At 48.2% G+C, this 19,837-nt stretch carries 14 protein-coding genes and 4 pseudogenes; 14 read left to right on the forward strand and 4 right to left on the reverse strand.

Annotation, left to right across the window (positions count from 1 at the left end):
• The first annotated feature begins 36 nt into the window (after positions 1-36).
• The 9 genes and pseudogenes from ACVHNU_RS14575 to ACVHNU_RS14615 all read left to right on the forward strand — a co-directional run bounded on the left by ACVHNU_RS14575 (position 37) and on the right by ACVHNU_RS14615 (position 9,828).
• On the forward strand, positions 37-1,125 hold the full coding sequence (locus ACVHNU_RS14575) for an asparaginase (RefSeq protein WP_003226392.1): 1,089 nt from the start codon (positions 37-39) through the stop codon (positions 1,123-1,125).
• Positions 1,126-1,303: 178 nt separating this feature from the next.
• On the forward strand, positions 1,304-1,594 hold the full coding sequence (locus tag ACVHNU_RS14580; RefSeq protein ID WP_003226395.1) for a DUF1654 domain-containing protein: 291 nt from the start codon (positions 1,304-1,306) through the stop codon (positions 1,592-1,594).
• 4 nt (positions 1,595-1,598) lie between these two features.
• Positions 1,599-1,967, forward strand: a pseudogene (locus tag ACVHNU_RS14585) (endonuclease); the annotation flags it as partial.
• Positions 1,968-2,062: 95 nt separating this feature from the next.
• Complete coding sequence (locus ACVHNU_RS14590) at positions 2,063-3,208, forward strand: tyrosine-type recombinase/integrase (protein WP_473017612.1); 1,146 nt, start codon at positions 2,063-2,065, stop codon at positions 3,206-3,208.
• Entirely contained in the window at positions 3,201-5,447 is a 2,247-nt protein-coding gene (locus tag ACVHNU_RS14595; RefSeq protein WP_473017613.1) for a hypothetical protein, read from the forward strand. Before ACVHNU_RS14590 ends, ACVHNU_RS14595 begins: the two co-directional genes overlap by 8 nt.
• Positions 5,448-5,457: 10 nt before the next feature.
• Positions 5,458-7,392: a hypothetical protein gene (locus ACVHNU_RS14600; RefSeq protein WP_473017614.1), complete on the forward strand. Its 1,935-nt coding sequence runs from the start codon at positions 5,458-5,460 to the stop codon at positions 7,390-7,392.
• Positions 7,392-7,958 carry a hypothetical protein gene (locus ACVHNU_RS14605; RefSeq protein WP_473017615.1) on the forward strand — a complete coding sequence of 189 codons (567 nt, stop codon included), beginning with the start codon at positions 7,392-7,394 and terminating at the stop codon, positions 7,956-7,958. The genes ACVHNU_RS14600 and ACVHNU_RS14605 overlap by 1 nt, the downstream gene beginning before the upstream one ends.
• A 396-nt stretch (positions 7,959-8,354) precedes the next feature.
• The gene (locus ACVHNU_RS14610) at positions 8,355-9,320 is read left to right on the forward strand and encodes an endonuclease (protein WP_473017616.1); all 966 of its coding nucleotides are present in this window, start codon (positions 8,355-8,357) and stop codon (positions 9,318-9,320) included.
• Between the two features lie 274 nt (positions 9,321-9,594).
• On the forward strand, positions 9,595-9,828 hold the full coding sequence (locus tag ACVHNU_RS14615; protein ID WP_473017617.1) for a hypothetical protein: 234 nt from the start codon (positions 9,595-9,597) through the stop codon (positions 9,826-9,828).
• Positions 9,829-10,365: 537 nt separating this feature from the next.
• Here the strand turns inward: ACVHNU_RS14615 and ACVHNU_RS14620 are convergent.
• The 3 genes and pseudogenes from ACVHNU_RS14620 to ACVHNU_RS14630 form a co-directional block, all read right to left on the reverse strand.
• Positions 10,366-10,731: pseudogene (locus ACVHNU_RS14620) on the reverse strand (transposase); the annotation flags it as partial.
• Between the two features lie 133 nt (positions 10,732-10,864).
• Entirely contained in the window at positions 10,865-12,082 is a 1,218-nt protein-coding gene (locus tag ACVHNU_RS14625; RefSeq protein WP_473017618.1) for an ApeA N-terminal domain 1-containing protein, read from the reverse strand.
• A 961-nt stretch (positions 12,083-13,043) separates the two neighbouring features.
• Positions 13,044-13,571 carry a hypothetical protein gene (locus ACVHNU_RS14630; protein WP_473017619.1) on the reverse strand — a complete coding sequence of 176 codons (528 nt, stop codon included), beginning with the start codon at positions 13,569-13,571 and terminating at the stop codon, positions 13,044-13,046.
• Positions 13,572-13,760: 189 nt separating this feature from the next.
• Between ACVHNU_RS14630 and ACVHNU_RS14635 the strand changes: the two genes are divergently transcribed.
• From ACVHNU_RS14635 to ACVHNU_RS14650, 4 genes and pseudogenes are all read left to right on the forward strand, one after another.
• Positions 13,761-15,575, forward strand: coding sequence for a hypothetical protein (locus tag ACVHNU_RS14635; protein WP_473017620.1), 1,815 nt, complete (start codon positions 13,761-13,763; stop codon positions 15,573-15,575).
• Between the two features lie 184 nt (positions 15,576-15,759).
• Positions 15,760-16,623: a hypothetical protein gene (locus tag ACVHNU_RS14640; protein WP_473017621.1), complete on the forward strand. Its 864-nt coding sequence runs from the start codon at positions 15,760-15,762 to the stop codon at positions 16,621-16,623.
• A 266-nt stretch (positions 16,624-16,889) separates the two neighbouring features.
• The gene (locus ACVHNU_RS14645; protein WP_473017622.1) at positions 16,890-17,246 is read left to right on the forward strand and encodes a hypothetical protein; all 357 of its coding nucleotides are present in this window, start codon (positions 16,890-16,892) and stop codon (positions 17,244-17,246) included.
• Between the two features lie 16 nt (positions 17,247-17,262).
• Positions 17,263-17,400, forward strand: a pseudogene (locus ACVHNU_RS14650) (acetyl-CoA C-acyltransferase); the annotation flags it as partial.
• A 330-nt stretch (positions 17,401-17,730) separates the two neighbouring features.
• Here ACVHNU_RS14650 and ACVHNU_RS14655 read toward each other — a convergent pair.
• Positions 17,731-19,449 carry a hypothetical protein gene (locus ACVHNU_RS14655; protein ID WP_473017623.1) on the reverse strand — a complete coding sequence of 573 codons (1,719 nt, stop codon included), beginning with the start codon at positions 19,447-19,449 and terminating at the stop codon, positions 17,731-17,733.
• A 93-nt stretch (positions 19,450-19,542) separates the two neighbouring features.
• On the opposite strand from ACVHNU_RS14655, the pseudogene ACVHNU_RS14660 reads away from it, so the two are divergent.
• Positions 19,543-19,691 (forward strand): annotated as a pseudogene (locus ACVHNU_RS14660) (DUF4113 domain-containing protein); the annotation flags it as partial.
• Between the last annotated feature and the right edge of the window lie 146 nt (positions 19,692-19,837).

Consider the following 19,837-nt stretch of genomic DNA (forward strand, 5'->3'; position numbering starts at 1 on the left):
TGCATCAGCACCGTCTCACTACTAGAGAGAAAAATAATGAAATCTGCTTTCAACACCTTGGTTCCGGGCGCTTTGGCCCTCCTCCTGCTCCTGCCAACTGCCCTTCAGGCAAAAGAAGTCGAAACCCAGACCAAACTCGCCAACGTCGTAGTGCTTGCCACGGGCGGCACCATTGCCGGTGCCGGCGCCAGCGCCGCCAACAGCGCCACCTATCAGGCGGCCAAGGTCGGCATTGAACAACTGATCGCCGGTATCCCTGAACTGAACAAACTGGCGAACGTGCGTGGCGAACAGGTCATGCAGATCGCCTCGGAAAGCATCACCAACGACAACCTGCTGCAACTCGGGCGTCGCGTGTCCGAACTGGCAGACAGCAAAGACGTCGATGGCATCGTCATCACCCACGGCACCGACACCCTGGAAGAAACCGCCTACTTCCTGAACCTGGTGGAAAAAACCGACAAGCCGATCATCGTGGTCGGCTCGATGCGTCCGGGCACCGCCATGTCGGCGGACGGCATGCTCAACCTGTACAACGCCGTCGCCGTCGCCAGCAGCAAAGATGCGCGCGGCAAAGGCGTGCTGGTGACCATGAACGATGAGATCCAGTCCGGTCGCGACGTGAGCAAGATGATCAACATCAAGACCGAGGCGTTCAAAAGCCCTTGGGGTCCGCTGGGCATGGTGGTTGAAGGCAAATCCTACTGGTTCCGCTTGCCAGCCAAGCGCCACACCATGGATTCGGAATTCGACATCAAAAACATCAAGAGCCTGCCTGACGTAGAAATCGCCTACTCCTACGGCAATGTCGACGACACCGCCTACAAGGCTCTGGCCCAGGCCGGCGCCAAAGCCATCATCCACGCCGGTACCGGCAATGGCTCGGTGTCCTCCCGCGTTGTGCCATCCCTGCAAGCCCTGCGTAAAGATGGCGTGCAGATCATCCGTTCGTCCCACGTCAACGCCGGCGGTTTCGTCCTGCGCAACGCCGAACAGCCCGACGACAAGTACGACTGGGTGGTCGCTCACGACCTGAACCCGCAAAAAGCCCGCATCCTGGCTATGGTCGCCCTGACCAAAACCAACGACAGCAAAGAGCTGCAACGGATGTTCTGGGAATACTGATTGGCCTTCGCCTGACCCTGTCCGGGTCGGGCAACCTGCTTACCACTCGCCCGCACGGCGGGTGGTGCTGCCGCCTACGCTGAGCGCGAATTTTTCGTACAAAATAATCGACCCGACCTACACCAAAATCGGAAAAGCGCTGTCAGAGGATTTTCTTGAATTTTAAGCAGTTGCGAAAATGCTTACAGTTAAATACTGTATGCACGTACAGCTTAATAAGGATAACCTCGTGGCCACCTCTCCTGATGCTCCTGACGCTTACGAACGCATGGGCATGCGCGTTCAGAAAATCATCAATTCCCCTACCGCACAAAAAGCCAAAGCCGCACTGATCTTCCGTCTGCCGGACGAGCCTGTGGATGCATGGGAGCAACTGCTTGAGGAAATCGACGAGAACGACAACGTCACACTCGCCTATCGCGACGATGGCGGCGTGCAGATTTTTTGGGTTGTGCCGAAGGAAGATTGATTCAATGAGTGTCCGCTGTTTTGCTTTGCTGCTGCTGTTCATCGCTTTTGGCGCCCAGGCTGGCGCGCCCCGCACTTTTACCGAGGCCAAGAAGGTCGCCTGGAAACTCTATGCACCGCAGTCCACCGAGTTTTACTGCGGGTGCAAGTACACCGGCAACAAGGTGGACTTGAAGGCTTGCGGCTACGTACCACGTAAAAACGCCAAGCGCGCTTCGCGCATTGAATGGGAGCACATTGTCCCGGCGTGGGAGTTCGGTCACCAGCGCCAATGCTGGCAGTCGGGCGGACGCAAGAACTGCACCCGCTATGACCCGAGCTATCAGAAAGCCGAAGCCGATCTGCACAACCTGGTGCCGAGTATTGGTGAGGTTTATCTAAGAGCGGCTTAGAAACGCACATTTGTTGACAAACATCAGCTCTCACCTACGCTCCAGGATGTCTTCGATTAGGTTGAGAGATCCAGTCAATGAAGGTGCGCAAGGTTGATCAGATCGAATGGTCAGGCATAGGACTCAGTTCTTGGACGGTCACAAAGCCCGGCCCACTGACCGAGACCTCAATAATTCTTGCTCCCACCCTCTATCTTTTGAGCCGCGCTCAAATTGGCAAAGAAGATAATTCTCAAAAAGCTAATGCCGAGGATATTCGTGCTTTTTTTGAGTACCTCGAGAGAAAAAATCTAGACTGGAGAAATCTTTACGATGAAGAAATCACAAGATATATTCATGAAGATTTAATATTGGCCAAACGGGTTGGCGAATCAACGATTGAGCGACACATTTCCACATTGAAAGGTTTTTTTCAGTTTGGCTGGAAATCCGGACTGATCGACTCCCCTCCAAATTTCACATACAACTACAAAAAACAAAAAACTAAAGTCCAAGGCGATAGTTCAAACGCGCCAAACTTCAATCTTCGCTCCAAATACATAAACCACCTATTACTCGATATAATAATGAGCGGAGTAGTAGCAAAGTCATCATTCATCAGAGAGCGCGACGAACTAGTTATCTCCTTTGGATACTATTGCGGCTTACGCTCTAGCGAAGTTACTGACAAAAGAAACCTAAGCACAAAGACATTAAGAAAACTATTAGAAGAAGCGGAAAAAAATAAAACCAACTCTATCATCATAAAAATTTTCGGAAAGGGAAATAAACTTAGAAATGTTGACGTACCTCCGAAACTAGCACAGCGCATTAAGTGGTTTCTCAACGGAAGGCGAGCAAAAATACCAGATGGTCATCTTATTTGCTCAACCAAGGGAGAGACTTTAGGAAAGCCCCATGCAACCAATGCATTTAAGAGAGCAACCCGCTCGACTGCCCCTGAAGCCTACCACTTACTTCAAAAAAAGCCAGAGACTGATCAATTCATCTATTACATTGACGAAGCTTCTTATTCTGCCCTTACATTCCACTGCCTGCGCCATACCTACGCAACCAACTTAGTAGACTTTTGTTACAAGCATGGAATAGATCCATGGCAGCACGTTCCAGAACAAATGGGGCACAATAAAAAATCGACTACAAAATCCTACATAATATTCGAAGCAATGATCCACCGACGCGAACATGTACTGAAAGCACTGGAGGAAGAGCATTGTGAATAAGCCATACTTTCCAGTGGATAACGGTGCAAAGCTGAATGCCGAAACAAATAGTGGTTACGATATAGCAAAATATTATCCTATCGACTATTCACAAAAACGCGCCTATGTAATTGGCAATAGTGGCAAAAACGCAAAACCCAAGCTATATGAACTAACCTGCCCTGCCGAGTATTCACAAACACCCTTATGTATCGCGCTCATAAATCACCTCAATCAAACCCAAACCGATGATACGCGATCGAACTATGCAAAATATAGAATGATTGCCCGCTTCTTTGAATGGCTCAGCGAAAAATCATTCCCCACGCCTGAACTACCCGCCGATATCATTAAACAATACTCCGACCACTTACAAGAAAACGATGCCAAACAATCAACTCAATGTGAGTACATTGCAAAATTAAGGGTCTACATAAACTGGGGCATGAACAGCATGTATTCGGGCCCCAATCACACAATCGAACTCCTTGAGCTCACCAAAATCTACGCTTTCATACCTTCGATCCCTAATCGCCGCGAAAGCACCCACGAAAGTTTAAGTCAAATAACAGAGTGCAGCTGCCACGACGAGCTATTACTGATTCGCTCTGTAATTCGATTTTGCTGCTTTTTTCTAAAGATGATAAATGACTTCAGAACGACTCTTCTCGAAAGTCCAAACGTTCAGAAGAGTCTTAATTCACTATTAGACTCCTGCAAAGGAGACACGGAAAAACTGAGATGGGCTACGAAAAATACAAAATTCAAGACACTATACAAGTCGATTACTGATGCAATATTAGAATCGAGTGACGTAAGGCTAAAAGAATACTTTCTCTCCAATAGAAAAAGCCTTGTAGAAAATTTAAAAACAAGCGTACAACCGCTAACGCTCAGCGACGCTAACACCTATATTAAAAACGGACTGACTTCAAAAGGAAATCTAGAATATGCGAATCCACTGTGGCCAGCACCTCTTCTATTCACAAATCTTGATTTCCTATTCTTAATAAAGCCAACCCCTTCCGAAGAGATTTGTATGTCTTGGCTTCTAGCCGCCGATAGAATACAGCTATCGGGGATTGAGTCACTGCAAATGCACGATATACTAATCACCTCAAGCTCTGCGTCCGTAACACATATAAAACGCAGAAGTAGCGAAATCCACAAAGAAACTCTTCATCACAGACATGACACATTGCAATATAGGTCACTTGCAAAATATTTCAGTACACGCCAATCATACTTAAATCTTTTCCCACATGCCGGTAACCGTGTTTTTGACAACGCGAGCTGCGCCTCTCTACAAGTTTTAGACAGCGATATTTTTAGACCTATAATTGTCGCAGCTCTTCCACACACGACCCTTTATAAGTCGATGAAATCTGATCATTCAGAGATCACAGCATTTGCGGAAATAATCGAAAATGTCGCAAAAAACAACTCGATACTTCAGGAGAAATCCGCAATCGCCACTGCAATTCGAACGGATCCTAACTCCAATAAAGATTCTATTAAAAGACTTGAAACCATAAAACAAAAAATCGCCTTTAACCATATACGACGACAATCAATAACGGCTAATAAAATTGGCCAGTCTCGCGCCATACTAGATGACTACCCCACCAAATTAGAAACCAACACCAGAAATCAGAATATTCCTACCCCTACATCTAGCGATCAAAACTATGACAAATATTCACAACAAGTTGTAGGTGCTGAAGCCACCTCTCACACTCAGGATGTAAAGCAAAAAACTTATCTCAATAGGAGCACGACAAAATACCGCTGGGATAAAAGAGCAAGTTTCGCCAGCGCAGCAGGTAGTCTCATGGAGGCAGACGCTCGAAAAATCACTCAGCTTCGAGACGCTAACAAATATATAACAATCGATGAGTTACAAATCGAACTGGGATGGAAAAAAACTCTTCTGAAGTCTAATGACATCGAAGAGTTTGATGCCATTATTGAAAAACTGCAGAAAGAAGGCTGGTCAGTTACTCCATTCGGAGAGCTTGAGATGAACGGCCATCGAATAATTATTGTTTCTCCAGTTGAGGCTGCGCTGCTAATTACTTACCGCACCGCATGCAACAAAAGACTTGAAGAGCTCTCAGAATACGAAACTGATCGTGGTAGCGCTTTGGTAATGCAAATTGCTTATATCGAGGCTGTACTGGAAAAATTCGACCGAAAGACAATACTTGAGGGGGAAAAGATCGTGAGTGACTATGATTTACCTTTACCAATTATCCGATAAGGCCCTACTAATGAAGTCCCTTACACGCCGCCCCCTAACATCAAAGGCATCTACCAATATTCCAAACATACCTGGTGACAGGGTATTTCTCTTAGAAGATCCTCGCACCAGCAAACCCATAGAGTTCAATTTCTCTTGGAACTGTTCAAAACAGTTATTAATTTTTGGTCAAATGCTCCTTCTCAATGGAAAATCGTTTCGGGGATATGCAGACAAACAAAATAGAATTACCCCAACAAGCATCAGCGCCGCTCGCGCAGACTTTGCTTCTGTTCGTTTCTTGTGCGAACAACTACAACGCAACTTCCCCAATAGACAACTCAAGTCGCTCAACCTACTAGAAATACAACTTATAGTACGACAGTTTATGTTTTACGGAGCGAATGGCACCCTCGGCCGAAGCGCGTTAAACATTTTCTGCGCCATTCTTAATGAATCCTACAAACTCTACAACAACGGAAGGCTAAATGATGGAATTAAATTTTTCATCGACAAAAAACTCAAGCGCGACACCATGGCTCCAATCCTTGATGAGCTAGGGTTAGAATATAGTGAATGGTATAAAGGTGGGAGTTATGGCTCCATCGCAATGATTTGTAGCTCCGTTATGCTGAATGAAGCTATCGCCATACTGGAGTCAGACGATACGAAGATCGCACAATCTGTATTTAAGACATTCAGGCAGTATCCAAAATCCCCTACAAAGTGGTTCGAAAATGGAACTAACAGCTATGATATTCTCACGAAATATCACGAGTGGAAACACTTTGGCTTGCCCGCAAGATATGACAGTCTGACCATTGAGCGCTTTAGCTATCTAGCGCAGGAAATACGCAACCATGGAATAGAGGTACCAGCAAAACTTCCTTGGAAAAACTTGCGCGAATTGGGCGACTACTGCGAGTTAACAATGAAGGCGGGACTAACAACGTTCCTTCTTCTAAGCGGCTTTCGAATTAGCGAACTCGAGCCGATTGATGTTAATGACTACTACAAAAAACCTGATGGATCTTGGTGGTTTAATACAGAGAATCCGAAAACTGAAAGTGGTGCCGTAATAGGGCGCTCATTACATGGACTCGTAGCCAAAGCTGCCGACATAATGGCAAGCCTTTCCGCTTTGGATGCAGAAAAGTACAATATCCCTTTATTCCACGCTGGATTCAGAGGACATGCTTATGACGCCGCCCTTGGCTGGGGTGGATGGACTATAGAACGGTGGATGCGCGAAGCAAGATATTCCAAGGTAACTCTCAGCTACTGGTTTAAACAGTTTTATGAAACACATGTACTCCCTAAGAATCCGGATCTAGCAGAAATCCAGAAATCTGTACACCCACACCAGGCTCGTCACTCTTTTTCTGAGTTCACCCTTCGTCGGTTTGATCAGAACGTTAGCGCTCATCTAAGAGAGCATTTTCGACATAGCGCCGGGTCACTTAATTTCCGCAGGTACACTGATGAGAAACTCCATGAATCAGTACTGCACTACATGGAGCTTGATTACCTAGAGGAAATAATCCATCGCATAGCAGCTAATAAAGTCGAAGACCGGTTTCATGGCCCTGCGGCTAATAAGGTTAAAAACGATATAGCTAAATTTTTAATGCTAACCCCCAACGAACTAAACATCCATATAAGAGACAATGCATCTAACTACAGCCGATTCACTGCATTTGAGTGGGGGTTTTGCGTACTTCCCAAAAACAACAACAGAGCCAAATGCATTGACTCCGAAACAAATCTCCCAAAAGTAGACGTGCATAGTGCACCAGAGATTTGCTCAGGGTGCCCGCACCACATGTACAACGAACAGCAGAGGAATTATCTTGAGCGCATTAAAATTGCTCACGAAAATATAGCCATGATGCACCCACTTGAGTTTTCAAAAAGAATGAGTGCAGAAGTTGTAAGAATTATCGATCGCAGATTGAGAAGCAAATGATGAGCGAAGAACTAGACAAATATCACAAAAAACACATCAAAGCCGAAGAACCTACCTGGATTAAATCTGAGACAACAAGAGTTTTATACATCAAGGTATTGGAATTATTCGAATCAATCAAACAGGAAATGTCCACTACCGTGAGCATGCCTTTAAGGTCGAGACAAATCGTAATACGCAGACTGGCAACCATTGGAAATGTGAACCATAGCTTAATCACACCAAGACGACAACCCGATCTCGTCGAATTCATAAATAAAAAAAACGCTGAGCTAGAGGTTTATTGGTCTTCTTTAAAAGCGTCCCACAGCAGAAGTGGACGCAAAATGACGAAAAGCGAAATAGTCTCTCAATTTAACAAAATGAAAATCGAGATTGAAAACCTAACAAATCTACGCTTAGCTGAAGCTCTAACCGCAGCAATCCGAGAAAATCTCACAGAATCAAAATCAGCACTCGTAATCAAAATCGAAGAACAAGAATTGGAGATTGCAAGACTGAAAAATGAGAACATAAACCTCAGACTTCAAAATCAGGAACTCATATCTGCACTAAACAAATCCTAGACATGCTGGCACACTACTTAATGACATAACCACCGAAAAACGATCATTTCGGGCCATCACTACATAACCGTACAACAACCCCTGCCCCCCACTTGTACTAAATCTTTCTTAGAAAAGTCACCATCCACTGCGACATTCAACTCGCATACACCCGGTAAATTACAACATAAAAAATAGGTATTATTCGGCCATGTGCAAAGACCGTTCCGCAAAGGAATAAAATCATGGTTCGTTGTTTTATGTATTGAGCAGCACTCAGTGACTAGAGAACGTGCCCCTTAGTGGATTTCCCTCGTATGTCTCAGTGGAATACTCATCCCCCTAGCCTTTGGCCTCCATCGACAGTCATGAAGTCAAGCGTATACTGCGCGCTCCATTAACCGATTAAGCTTACCGATGAAAAAACTGCTGTCCGCAATAATCCTAACCCTTTCGATAACAACCCCCGCCTTCTCAAACCCTCCGTCGACCTTTTCCGAAGCGAAGGTTATAGCAAAGCAGAAAATCTACCTCGACCAGGCGAACAGCTCGATAGGCGAGTTGTATTGCGGCTGCAAATGGACGTGGGTTGGCAAATCAGGTGGTCGTATCGACGCTGACTCATGCGGTCTCAAGGCCAGGAAACAAGAAAACCGAGCAGAACGGACTGAATGGGAACACATTGTTCCCGCTTATACGTTCGGCAACCAGCGGCAATGCTGGCAAAACGGTGGTCGAGAAAATTGTGTGAACGATGATCCGGTGTTCCGAGCAATGGAAGCTGACCTATTCAACCTGTATCCATCCGTTGGGGAGGTGAATGGCGACCGGAGTAATTTCAACTACGGGATGGCCTCTGGGGTGACACCGCAGTACGGGCAATGCAAGACCCGGGTTGATTTCAACCAAAAAACCGCAGAGCCGCGTGACGAGGTCAAGGGACTAGTCGCTAGGACAACCTTTTACATGTTCGACAGATACAACCTGAGCATGTCTCGGCAGCAGCAACAGCTGCTGATGGCATGGGACAAGCAATACCCTGTTTCGCCTTGGGAGAAAGAGCGGGATCGCCGAATTTCAGCAATCATGGGGCACTCCAATCCATTCGTGACTGGCGAACGTCGATGGTCGCAAGGATATAAGAACGTTGGTGATGGGGTGATTGCCACCGCTCCTGTTAATGCTTCGAAGGCCGCAGCCCAGCCAACCCTTGCGAGTGCAAACGGAGTTGGTACGGTCATAGGCAACAGAAAGAGTCAGGTGTACCACCTCTCAATTGGGTGCCCTGGTTATAGTCAAGTGTCCGCGAAGAACCAGATTTCTTTCTCGTCGGAGTCTGATGCCGTAGCGGCGGGTTATCGCAAAGCAGGTAACTGTAAATAGCTTGGTAAGATTGAGCACCGGCTCGATGAGCTTTACATTGAGCCGGGCCTGAAGGGCCCGAAAGAGCGATAGCAGTTGAGCATCTGGATGATGGGTAACCGTCTCTTAGGGCGACAGCTGCGCAACGCAAGCAATCGAACTCATCGCCTCACTACGCTAAACGTACATTGAGGCTTACCCCTTACACCTTCTGGAAGAAAAGTGAATGAGTCCTGAGCTGATTTCGAAACAACCTAGCGCAAGCAATATACACCCCTCTCTGAATGGAATTGGCATGCTTGAGCCTCAGGTAGCGATGCAACGCTACTTAGATGCCTTCACTGCAATTTTAGAAAGCTGGGCGTTAAAGCGTGCAAGCGTCACACCTCTCCAAATAGAAATGTGCAACGCTTTCAGTGTCCTTCGCCACTCTCTGGATAAAAATGAAGCACAGCCAGAAAAATACGACAGTGACTCAGCCATTAGACTTATCAAAGAGAATGGTTTAGAAAATGGCCTTGGACTATAGAGCCGCCCATTTCGCTCTCTGCGTAGTCCATTCATTCAGCTAAAACCCTTGAGTCATGACACCCCAGCCAGTCAAAGAGAGAGATTTCCAAAACCTCGGCATGCCTTAACCATCAGGCAGTGGCGCGTTAGCGTGCGGATTTAAATGCGCAAAAAATCAGAGTTTTTGGGGCCGCGCTTCACTTGCAGTCAGCTGGAACGTGGCTCCAATACACAGTCAAATCCGCACAGCCGGTCAGGAGGCGCGTTTCAGTTTGCGCTGATAAAATTTTGACCCACGTTGCCGAAGTCGATTGACACACCCTAATGCACTGGAAGCGATGGCTGTCTATCCCCATTGATCTATTCACCCCACAGGGTGATGCCGGCGCTCTGCATGCGATTTTTAAGATGATGCGTGAGTGCCTTATGGGCCGGAGCGTACAGTCTTCGCCCGATGGACTAATGGCTCGAAGACCGAGACGGGAAATTCGTGAGGGAGCTTGAAACGACCTTTGAGTCTTCGTTCTGGAGCTTTATCTATTCGCCGCTCTCAAGGAATGCGGATTTTGTTTGTCAGGCCGCCGCAACTGCAGCCTAGAGCGTGATGAGCAGGCTCGTCCCCCCCTTTTTTTCCGCGCTCCAGATGAAGCACGGGTGTTCGAGCAGCGGTCGAATAGATCATCCAGATGTGGAGATCAATCAAGCATTTTTCATTGAGCTTCGAGGTGCCGTCGTCTGAGCATCTGATCAAATGTTCCGCGGTTTCGCCAGACTCGAAAGCGATGATAGACCGTCATCCAAGCCCCCGAAGCGCTCGGCATATCTCGCCAGGCTGCTCCTGAGCAGAGATCCCAGAGCACACCATATTGCATCAAGCGACCACAGTCCACGCTTCATCCGAGAGTTCATAACGCTCTGCCATCACAGAATTCCTTTCCGTAGATCGTCGTGACTGTACAAAATCCAAGCCGTTCCGGGGCCAAATTTCAGTTTCTTGGGATTTCAGACAGAGGCATAGCATATGCTCCGTGAGGCAGAAACCCACGGAGATATGGTTAGATTTTTTTCGAGCCTAAGTAAATCATGTTCATGTTCTGCCGTCTATTCAAGCGATCGTCAATAACCGAATGCTTTATAGATTCGAAATGCTCTGGGGTGAACCCTATTCTGGAGAGCAGATATAGGTCGATCAGCAACTCTGCCTTAAAATTTAAAAATACGACATCCGTTTCGTTAGAGTTCTCTTTATAGTAGTCCCTGTAGTGTGTGAAGTAATTTCGAGTACCCAGTATTTTTCTGTGAAGGCCTTCTATTTCGTCCGAACCGCCAACTTCAACCAAAATTTTATGGTATGCAGCATCTTCGACTATCTGCTTTACGCGGTTAGCAAAACTTACGTCCCCGGGATCTAAGAGTATTCTGTGAAAGCACTCTAATGATTGTGCAGCCATCAAAAACCGAACAGTTGTGTCTAGCGGCCTAAGTCTGTTCAAGAAATAGAGCTTGAAAATAGCTGGTGCCGCATCGTAGAGGGCGATCCAGCGAGAGAACTTATCTTGGAGCTCGTCTGCCTCGAAATATGTGAACAAGTTATTATCCGTCTCGGAATTTTCGGGGAAGAACCCAGGCTTGTAGTACAGCTCGTACGCCACGCCCTCCGAATCTTCAAGTGTTATATCCCCATGATGCAGAGCTGAACGGCAGGCGAATGACAAAAAAGTTATTAAATAGTGAGCCGCATCTTGGAACGCTTTAAGGGGTTGCGACCTCAATGAATTTATTGAAACCGTAGTTTTCCTCTTTCCGATATCAAAGTCGTGACGGGAACTAATTTCAATCGACAAGTCGTCATTGCAATTCAGCGTAATGACTGGCCGGAATGTTAAGGGGAGATGCTTCTGTTGATATTGCGCAAGATTTTTGCGAAACCACTGATTGCAGTCCAGTCGAAACCTGAAAGATAATATAGATATATCTTCAATTTTTTCTACGTGCTTGGTGCTTACTACAAGAAAGCGTGGCGTTAGCTTGCAAGTTCTTGGTGCACCTATCGAATTTGTTGTTTTTTTATTATATAACAGATGGAGGAGTGAATAGCAATGCCCGTCCTCATCCCTCCCATATAGGACATCTTCCTGGATGTTATCTCCTTCACTAAAGATGTCCTCACCCTCCAATGAGGATGACCCGTCGCCCGCAATTGTTAGCTTGGACTTTATCCGTTCGTCAGTGACTAGTGGTTTATGAAAAAGGCCAAATATTTCTCGATCCACAGTAAATATCCTATTAACTTAATCCTGATGCCTGAGGGCCAGACGGAGGTGGCGAACGGATTATACTCATATTGCGATTGATAAATATATTTGTAACAAGGGAGATTTGAGGGTCATGGCAAAGTATCCGTTCTTCCCACAGGTGCATGAGTGTCTTTGACTCAGCGTTTATGTCAGAGAACTGGTACTGCCCTTAATCAAATTCTAGCGCCTCGTTTAGGTTACTTGGTTCATTCACCTCGGGTTGCTCCGCACCATCGATAAAGTAGATATGATTCCCGACCGTCCAAGCACCAAGGTAATGCCCTGGGGTTGTCAAGGCAGGTAATACAGACCAAGCATCCTTGACAGGGTCATAGACCCAGCCTTCAGCAAAAGCTTTCTTTCAGGTGCCCACTGCTCCCCGCCAAAGACGTATAGTCTTCATGCGTAATGTAGCCGCCGCAGGCGGGCCTTGGGTCTGAGGCATCGGTGCTTTGGTCGCCCATGTGTTGGTCGCTGGGTCATAGACTTCCAGCATAGCCGCATTCATTTGAGTCAATTCATCATTTGCCTCTCGGATCACCTTCCGAGCGCCTACTAGATAGATTTTGCCGTCAATCACCGCGCCCCCGGCACTATTGCGGGCGCTTGGTGCAACCTTCGACCTGCCAACCGATTCAGCAACCAGCCGCATCCTAGCGCCTGGTATCACTGCGTAATTATGCACTACTCCTCGATATGCGCTAGGTCGCTATTGGCTGCAACGGTTAGGTAACAATTAGTAAGGACTGGGCGTTAATCAGACCGCCATTTGAAAAGCCTGAGTAACCGCTGATTCTGGAATAGTGCGGGACTTCTGAACAACTTATGAAAGTCCTGTATGCATTAAATCTGACCTCACTAGTTATTTTTTCGAAGCATATAGCTTCCACCTACTTCCGCTACTTTTGACCTCAATAGGTAGAGAATACCAATCGGGCTAAATACGAACTTCCGAAAAGGCCTCAGTGAAAAGTCGCTGTAACTCCTTAGGCGGCACTATCAACCAAGTACAAGCGACGGTAGTGAACGCCTCTATCGCTTCAATCGGTGCTTGAAAGCCTACTCCGGGACGAGCGACACCTAACACACCATTAATCGGCCCCAAGTCATCGAAACTGATGTCTGCTCCTAGGTTATGCCCGACTTGGTTACGAAGCGAGTTCAGCTTTAAAATTCCAGGTTTAACAAACGCAGCACTAGAAGCACGGCTAGGAAGAAGCTCTACTTTATTGAAAAAGCCAAGCTTTGCGGCTCGGATATTTTCAATCCCGTAGTGCTCGGCAAGGAAGCGTTCAAGATAGTGTTCTACGACCAGATGGCATTTTAGGAGGCGACCAATAATGTCATGTGATCTATTCATGAGGTTAATGTAGCTTTCATTTTCCGCATGGAAGCGTGCTTCAATATCCGCCATATGCGGGTGAAGGTAGGCGACAACTTTTTCGATGCCCTCGATTTCTCTCATATCCGTTCCTTACCCCCTCTTCAATTAGGGCCTAAGCATAGTCAACTTTTTCTAATTTTGATCGAGAATGGCTGTAGGTAAGATGCTGCTTGGAAGCCGACCTGCAAGATATACTTGACCTTCAAACCAGTCAAAATGTCAACAGTGCTTCGCCCCAGCTCGAAGCCAATCAACGCCAAGGAGTGCGCCATGCCTGCCAGCTACCCACCAGAGTGGTTTCAGATGACGGACGTCAGGCGGCGTCGATTATCAGCAGCCATCTGGATTCCCTTGCGTCAATCCGAGGTTCTACACAAAGGCGGTGCCGATAGAGAGCTTGGCGCATTCGAAGAAACGCTTAGCGTCGGCTCACTGGCGGTATACGCAGATCAGCGTGATATCGGTGAAACGCTGTGTTGGAGCTCCATTGGGTTGATGCATACCCCCGGCCCTTACGCGTTTGGCGACGGCCGCTACAAACCGGCAGATCAGTATTTCCATGAGGAAGAAGAGCCGCCGGTGGGTGTGGAGCTCGTTCTTCTGAATCATCTCAATAGTGATCACGATACGGAATGGCTGATTAACCAGGATCTGATCCTTGCGCTGCGATTGATGCAGGAAGGGGATTCATGGGTAAGCCCCAACGAAGGTTACATGGAGGTTATCCGGCAGCGCAGGAATAAAGATGGTCGAGTGATTGCCATCGAAATTCGTGCTGAACATTTGCGAGATTATTTATGTGCACGCGGTCTGGCCCTCAGGCTGGCGCAATACCGAGAGCGTAAGCAATACCTCGCAGATGCTTCTCACATCCCATGGCATGGTGCACCTGTCGAAGAAAAGAAGGCCAACGAGCTCTTCAAGTTGCATACCTTTAGCATCAGGGCCGATGGAGGATTGCTGGGCCGAATGTCGATCATGAGGGTCTGGCGCACAGATGTTGACCCTGAAGAAGACGTCCCGACATTTTCGGCAGAAAACAACAGCAACACGAACTATGAGCACTACGAAGTTGAACACTCCGGGCTCACCTATGAGCAAGTAGACGGTCGGCTCTGGCGTGAAGAGTGGGTAGAGCCCGCATCGAAAAGCGAACGAGTCAGGGGAGACCGGCCTGAGGAAGAGCTGTATTACACGACAGGAGCCGCTGGCGAAAAGCTGCCGGCCAGCAAGCTCAACGATGAGGATATCGGGCTGTACCTATGGTTCAAGGCAGAGGTAATTCCAGCCCTGTTGGCGTTTAAGGGGGCGGCGTTGGAGTGGTACACATCAGACACCGGTTCGATCAAATGCTCGCCTGACTACGATATTCATTTTGGGATAAATGAGCAGAGCCACATCAATGCTCACGCCTACGACATCGTCAAGCTACCGCTTTGGCAACAAAAGATATGGCATGGGTTCAACATCTCGCCAGACGGCCGCCCCTCACGCGAACTGGTTGCGTCCCAATTCCAAAGCGATCCCGCAGATACCATCGCGCCGGAAGCGATGTTCAAGATGGTGATTGCCAAACTCAACTCGCTCTTCTCCGAACGCTTCGAGGCTCCGCTGTTTAAACCCCATGACCATTCGGCTGATATCCAGCGTAACTGTCACCGCTTCCGAGCGCTAGACAAAAATGGGGTGTTGGCGTTGGCCAAAGACATTTCCAGATTAACTGTGGACTCTATCGATATCGGGCTTTTGAAGCAGACTGTGGATGTTGACCCTAAGGAAAAACTGGGAGGCCTGAAGCTCCTGGAGCGCCTGCTATTGAAATATTGCGACAAGGACACAGCACGTCAGATGATGACACCGCTTCATATCGCCTACGGGCTGCGTCTGGGTGACGCTCACCTGCCTTCCAAGAATGATTTAGAGGAAGCGCTACGCGATCTGAATACAGCTGACGGCGCTCATCCAATCACAATCGGAGCAACCTTGCTGGCCCAAGTGGGGGTCAGCCTCATTGAGATAGGTAATACCATTCATACCGGGCCTAAAGCCGCCAATTCAGAGACCTGGCCCATTGCGAATCTATGATCACGATGCTCGATGGAATGGACGAAAGGCGGCTCAAGCCGCGTGGTATTAAGCAAGGCTTTTTGACGGTTTGCTAGTCGGATCACTACATATAAAAAGGGCCTAGTCACCAGCTAGACAAATATTGACAGCAAAACGCCGTGCTTCGATTATCTGTACCCCCGTGTACGCTTCTGAGGCTTTGATGAACAAATCCACATATGTCACCCGGTCGGTAAAAGATTTTGTGGATTGGCTTGCTCAGAGGTTATGCGGAGCCCCTATCCACTTCGCGGCACCTAAAGCCAAGCCTTACCAATCCCTACACGACGCGCTTGCTGCCTATCAGTGGCCTCCAAGATTTAAGGCACCATTGCCGGTCAGCGTCTCTGGACGTCCATATATCCATCCCTCGTTGCCCTCCCTTCCTGGCGGAAGCAATTTTGCAGTCAACACCGCCTTGCTATCGAGCTTAGAGAACGCTCTCAGTACATCTTATACAGCTGGCTCCTCGCACAGTAATCAGCTCGCTGGCGCGGTGGCTGCCACGTTCCATTGGGACGGCGTATACACCAAACGAGGTAATGGTGCGTGGCTTCTGAATAATCATCGTCAGCTCCATGGAATTCTACAAGGTTTTGTTCGCGACCACGCGCGCGGAGACGACATATCTTCAGTGTCAAATCTCCGGTTCAATTCGGGGATGACAAAAGTCTATTCGCTGCTGCTGAGCGACTTCATCATTTACGATAGTCGAGTCGCTGCCGCCCTTGCTTGGCTGGCGCATAGTTGGTGGACTACCTGGTTGAAACGATCCGCTGTATCGTTTCCAGCCGAACTGATGTTTGGCTGTCTCGCCGCAAATGGCTCAATGAAACCGTTCAGAAACCCAGACCCTACAGTGTTTCCGACGCTCTGGAACTCCCCGCACAAACATTACGCATGGAATGTCAGAGCGAATTGGATTTTGGAGGATGCTCACAAGCTAGCAGATGGGAAAAGCCGATTCGCAAACCTACGAGAGGTCGAAGCAGCCTTGTTTCAAATGGGTGACAAAGTTTGTTGGTGAATGTCACGTCCATCATCAAGCATCAGTGTTTCAAAATCGCCCAACGGTGCCTGTCGGCAATCATAGCGTCCAGAAAATTTTTTTGAACAAGGCCCGGCCCTTCAGTCACGGAATCACCTTGAGCGTCTATTTTGCACCAAATTTCTCGGGGGAGTCTTTGGTGTCTCCCGGGTAGATCCTCGTTTAGAACACCTCCTCGCTGAAGCCCCCTCCGATATATTCTCCGAAAACGAAGGGGAAATATCGGCTGTTACGCATGCGATACGATGGAAGCGGAAAGCTCCACAGTGGATATTTCCCAACCCGGATTTGAAATGCAGCGTGATGCCCACGAGGTCTTTGCGTCGCTCGTGGACTATTTTCGCGACTATAGGGACTGCGCCAGCGATTACTCAGAAACCGCCAAGTTTGCTGTGTGCGACGAGATGCAGGAGCTAATCGATGAACTACAAGGGCTTGAGGTATCGATTCAATATGCGACTCGCAAGGTGCATCTGAAGGTGTCTGGCGAGCAGTCAGAGGCCAGGCCCTTGACTGTCCAGATGTCGTATTTGATTGCTTTCGAACGAGGTAAAGCACCAGGCGAATTTGCGGTGCAGAAAAAACTGGATTTTCCATACTGACCAGAACTGCGGCGAGCATCCCTACGGCATGACAGGAGCACGCCTGGTAGGACATGCACTGATTGAAGGAAAACGTCGAGGCGTGAAGTTCATAGTGGTATCCATGTGCATCGGTGGCTGGATGGGGTCGACGGGACTGTTTGAGGTCGTTTAACCCCCTTTCAGATTTCCTGAGCACAGGCTTTGGGGGTGATCAGAGAAGCCACGTCCCTTTAGGTCACCCCGCGCTTTCATAAAAGTTCGAGAAAGATGACGCGAGCAGGAATCAGTAAAAAATTACGCTGACTGACACCAGATAGCTCACATGGCGAAGCCCGACCGCTTGGAGCTGGGTGCATTGCACATAAAGCTACCAATCCGTTCAAAAATGGCCTCCCCCCTGGCCCTCTTGATATCTAGGCAAGATTATTTTTCTGCTCGAATCGGGTAGTGCTGCGCTGTACTAGCCTCGACATAATCATCAGGTCACGCTGAGCTCATGCCATCAGTGGCCCGGATCGATAGAAAGGCCGAAGCTAAGCAGAATGACCGCTAAAGCTTTATCGCATTCTTCAACGAGTGCTGTGAAATGTGCACGCAACGTTCCATGCTCGGTTCTAGCCCGCTTCTGAGCTGCCTTGCGCTCATTGGTCGAGCCATGTCCCTTCAGAGGGTTACGCAAACCATGCAGCTTGGCCATTGGCTCCATTACAGCCCGTGCTTCATCCGTGCTCCTACCTTGGGCCTCGAGATAGTCCTGAAGAAGGCGTAGAGATTTCCATTGTTTATCAACTAGACGGCCAGCGTCTTCAGCCAGTTTTTGCAGTGGCTTGGGAAGGAAACCTTCGTTGAGCAATTGATCAAGGGCAAGTATTTCATCAGCCCACTCGGTAACGGAATCTGTTGCCGGATATCGCGCTGCATTGGCGAGCTCCTCGCCACGCGGCTTCCACCAAATAGGTGGGGTTTCGTCGAGTTGCTGGATCTTGTATTTCAATGCTCGCAGAGGGTCATACTCACTGCTAAAGGCGCCTAGGAAGTCATTCTCGTAGGCCCTTGTGGAGATTGCTCCCTTTGGCCATTCATTGAATGACTGCCAGTAGCACTGTTCCTCATATGGCAAATTGGCAAGGTAGCCGATGTAAGTGTGGACTTGCCCAGCCTCGTTAATATCGTACGTCTCAAGGTGCCAGGAGTTACGGCAGTTTATCGAGCGATCTTGAAGATTGTATTTCTCAGGATCATTTTTGAATCGCGTCAAAACCTCAGGCCGGAAAAAGGCCGGGGAGAGTTCGAATGGTTTGTCAGACTCTTCAAAATAGTTTGAGAGGAGCCCCGGCGCACATGATGTTTCTACGAAGCACTCATTTTTCCAATCGAGGATTTTAAAGGTCGCATATTGCTTATTACTCGGGTCGTCCTCTGCCTTCCACTCCTGGATAAGATCATCAATTGTTATCGCCGGTCTGAGAATCATGCATCCATTGGCGTAGCTGGCATTGGATGAGATACCAAGCGTATAGAAAAGATCAGCTGCAGAGGTTTTCTGAATTTGACGATCTTGACTCCATCCATTGAAAGCCTTTGGCTCGAACCTCGTGAAATCAAATTTCAGAACGAGGGCCATCCCTGCAAGCGCCATATAAGTCGAAAGATCTTTGATGAGGATAGTGACGACGACATCGTGCGCCGTAGCCGGTGAACCCTTTCCCCAAATCACGCGAATCACATCTTCGATATCACCACGCGTATCGAGACGACAATAGGCACTTCGTTCCTCAACCCAATAGAGACCTAGGCTGTGTACAAGCTTTTGGCTTAGCTCCACAGGAGCAGGCCCCTCGGAAACCCCGATAAACGAACGACGGAAAATCAGCTTTTCAGCGCCTACTAAAGATTTGCAGCCTGGGTGACTTAGCGGCGGCTCTAGATACATCCGGTGACCTTCTCCTCCGCCGTACACCCGCTGAATGCACCAGGTATCGTCCGGCAAGAAGCAAGCCCGTTGTAGGTCAGATTGATTAGCCGGGGTGACCTGTTCTATTGGGGCAAGCACACCATGAATGAGGACAGCGCCTGCTGAGGCGTAGATCACGATCTCGTCGCGCTGCGCATTGTCTCTCAAGAAAGCAATCGAATCCTCAGCGAGAAGTAGCCATTTTTCCTTGCTCGTCTCTGGCGCCCAGGAGATTTCTCGCAACGCCTTTTCGTTAAACTTTTTCATATGTCGAATGCTGGCCGATTTCGGTTGATACGAGCCTAGGAGGTTAGTTCAACAGCAAGGCCAGCAGCACCCTTCAGTGCTTCAAGTGCTTAGGTGATGGGTGTCCTGGATGTGATCAATGGCCGCTGGGGAAAGGGAGTGCTGCGTTTCCTGCAGCGCTCGGTTGGGCGATGCATCGCGAGCTGATGAGCCAGAGCTACACGACCAAGGTAGATCAGCTGTGGACGGTCAAGGCTAAATAATATGTACGATTCATCTACGACCTTGTGCAAGCGGTAGGCGCAAACCGATAAGAAGGCGCCTAACCACATCAAAATACCGTGAATACCTATTCACACGAAACTTTTAAGGTATATAATCTCGCCAACCGAAACCTGAGCACGACTAA

Source organism: Pseudomonas sp. Ors-4-3C, assembly GCF_055755035.1.

What these genes read in the sequence shown, in the direction of transcription:
- ACVHNU_RS14575 (WP_003226392.1), top strand. Translation starts at nt 37, where the DNA reads ATGAAATCTGCTTTCAACACCTTGGTTCCGGGCGCTTTGGCCCTCCTC.
- ACVHNU_RS14580 (WP_003226395.1), top strand. Translation starts at nt 1,304, where the DNA reads ATGCTTACAGTTAAATACTGTATGCACGTACAGCTTAATAAGGATAAC.
- ACVHNU_RS14590 (WP_473017612.1), top strand. Translation starts at nt 2,063, where the DNA reads ATGAAGGTGCGCAAGGTTGATCAGATCGAATGGTCAGGCATAGGACTC.
- ACVHNU_RS14600 (WP_473017614.1), top strand. Translation starts at nt 5,458, where the DNA reads ATGAAGTCCCTTACACGCCGCCCCCTAACATCAAAGGCATCTACCAAT.
- ACVHNU_RS14605 (WP_473017615.1), top strand. Translation starts at nt 7,392, where the DNA reads ATGAGCGAAGAACTAGACAAATATCACAAAAAACACATCAAAGCCGAA.
- ACVHNU_RS14610 (WP_473017616.1), top strand. Translation starts at nt 8,355, where the DNA reads ATGAAAAAACTGCTGTCCGCAATAATCCTAACCCTTTCGATAACAACC.
- ACVHNU_RS14615 (WP_473017617.1), top strand. Translation starts at nt 9,595, where the DNA reads ATGCTTGAGCCTCAGGTAGCGATGCAACGCTACTTAGATGCCTTCACT.
- ACVHNU_RS14630 (WP_473017619.1), bottom strand. Translation starts at nt 13,571, where the DNA reads ATGAGAGAAATCGAGGGCATCGAAAAAGTTGTCGCCTACCTTCACCCG.
- ACVHNU_RS14635 (WP_473017620.1), top strand. Translation starts at nt 13,761, where the DNA reads ATGCCTGCCAGCTACCCACCAGAGTGGTTTCAGATGACGGACGTCAGG.
- ACVHNU_RS14640 (WP_473017621.1), top strand. Translation starts at nt 15,760, where the DNA reads ATGAACAAATCCACATATGTCACCCGGTCGGTAAAAGATTTTGTGGAT.
- ACVHNU_RS14645 (WP_473017622.1), top strand. Translation starts at nt 16,890, where the DNA reads ATGGAAGCGGAAAGCTCCACAGTGGATATTTCCCAACCCGGATTTGAA.
- ACVHNU_RS14655 (WP_473017623.1), bottom strand. Translation starts at nt 19,449, where the DNA reads ATGAAAAAGTTTAACGAAAAGGCGTTGCGAGAAATCTCCTGGGCGCCA.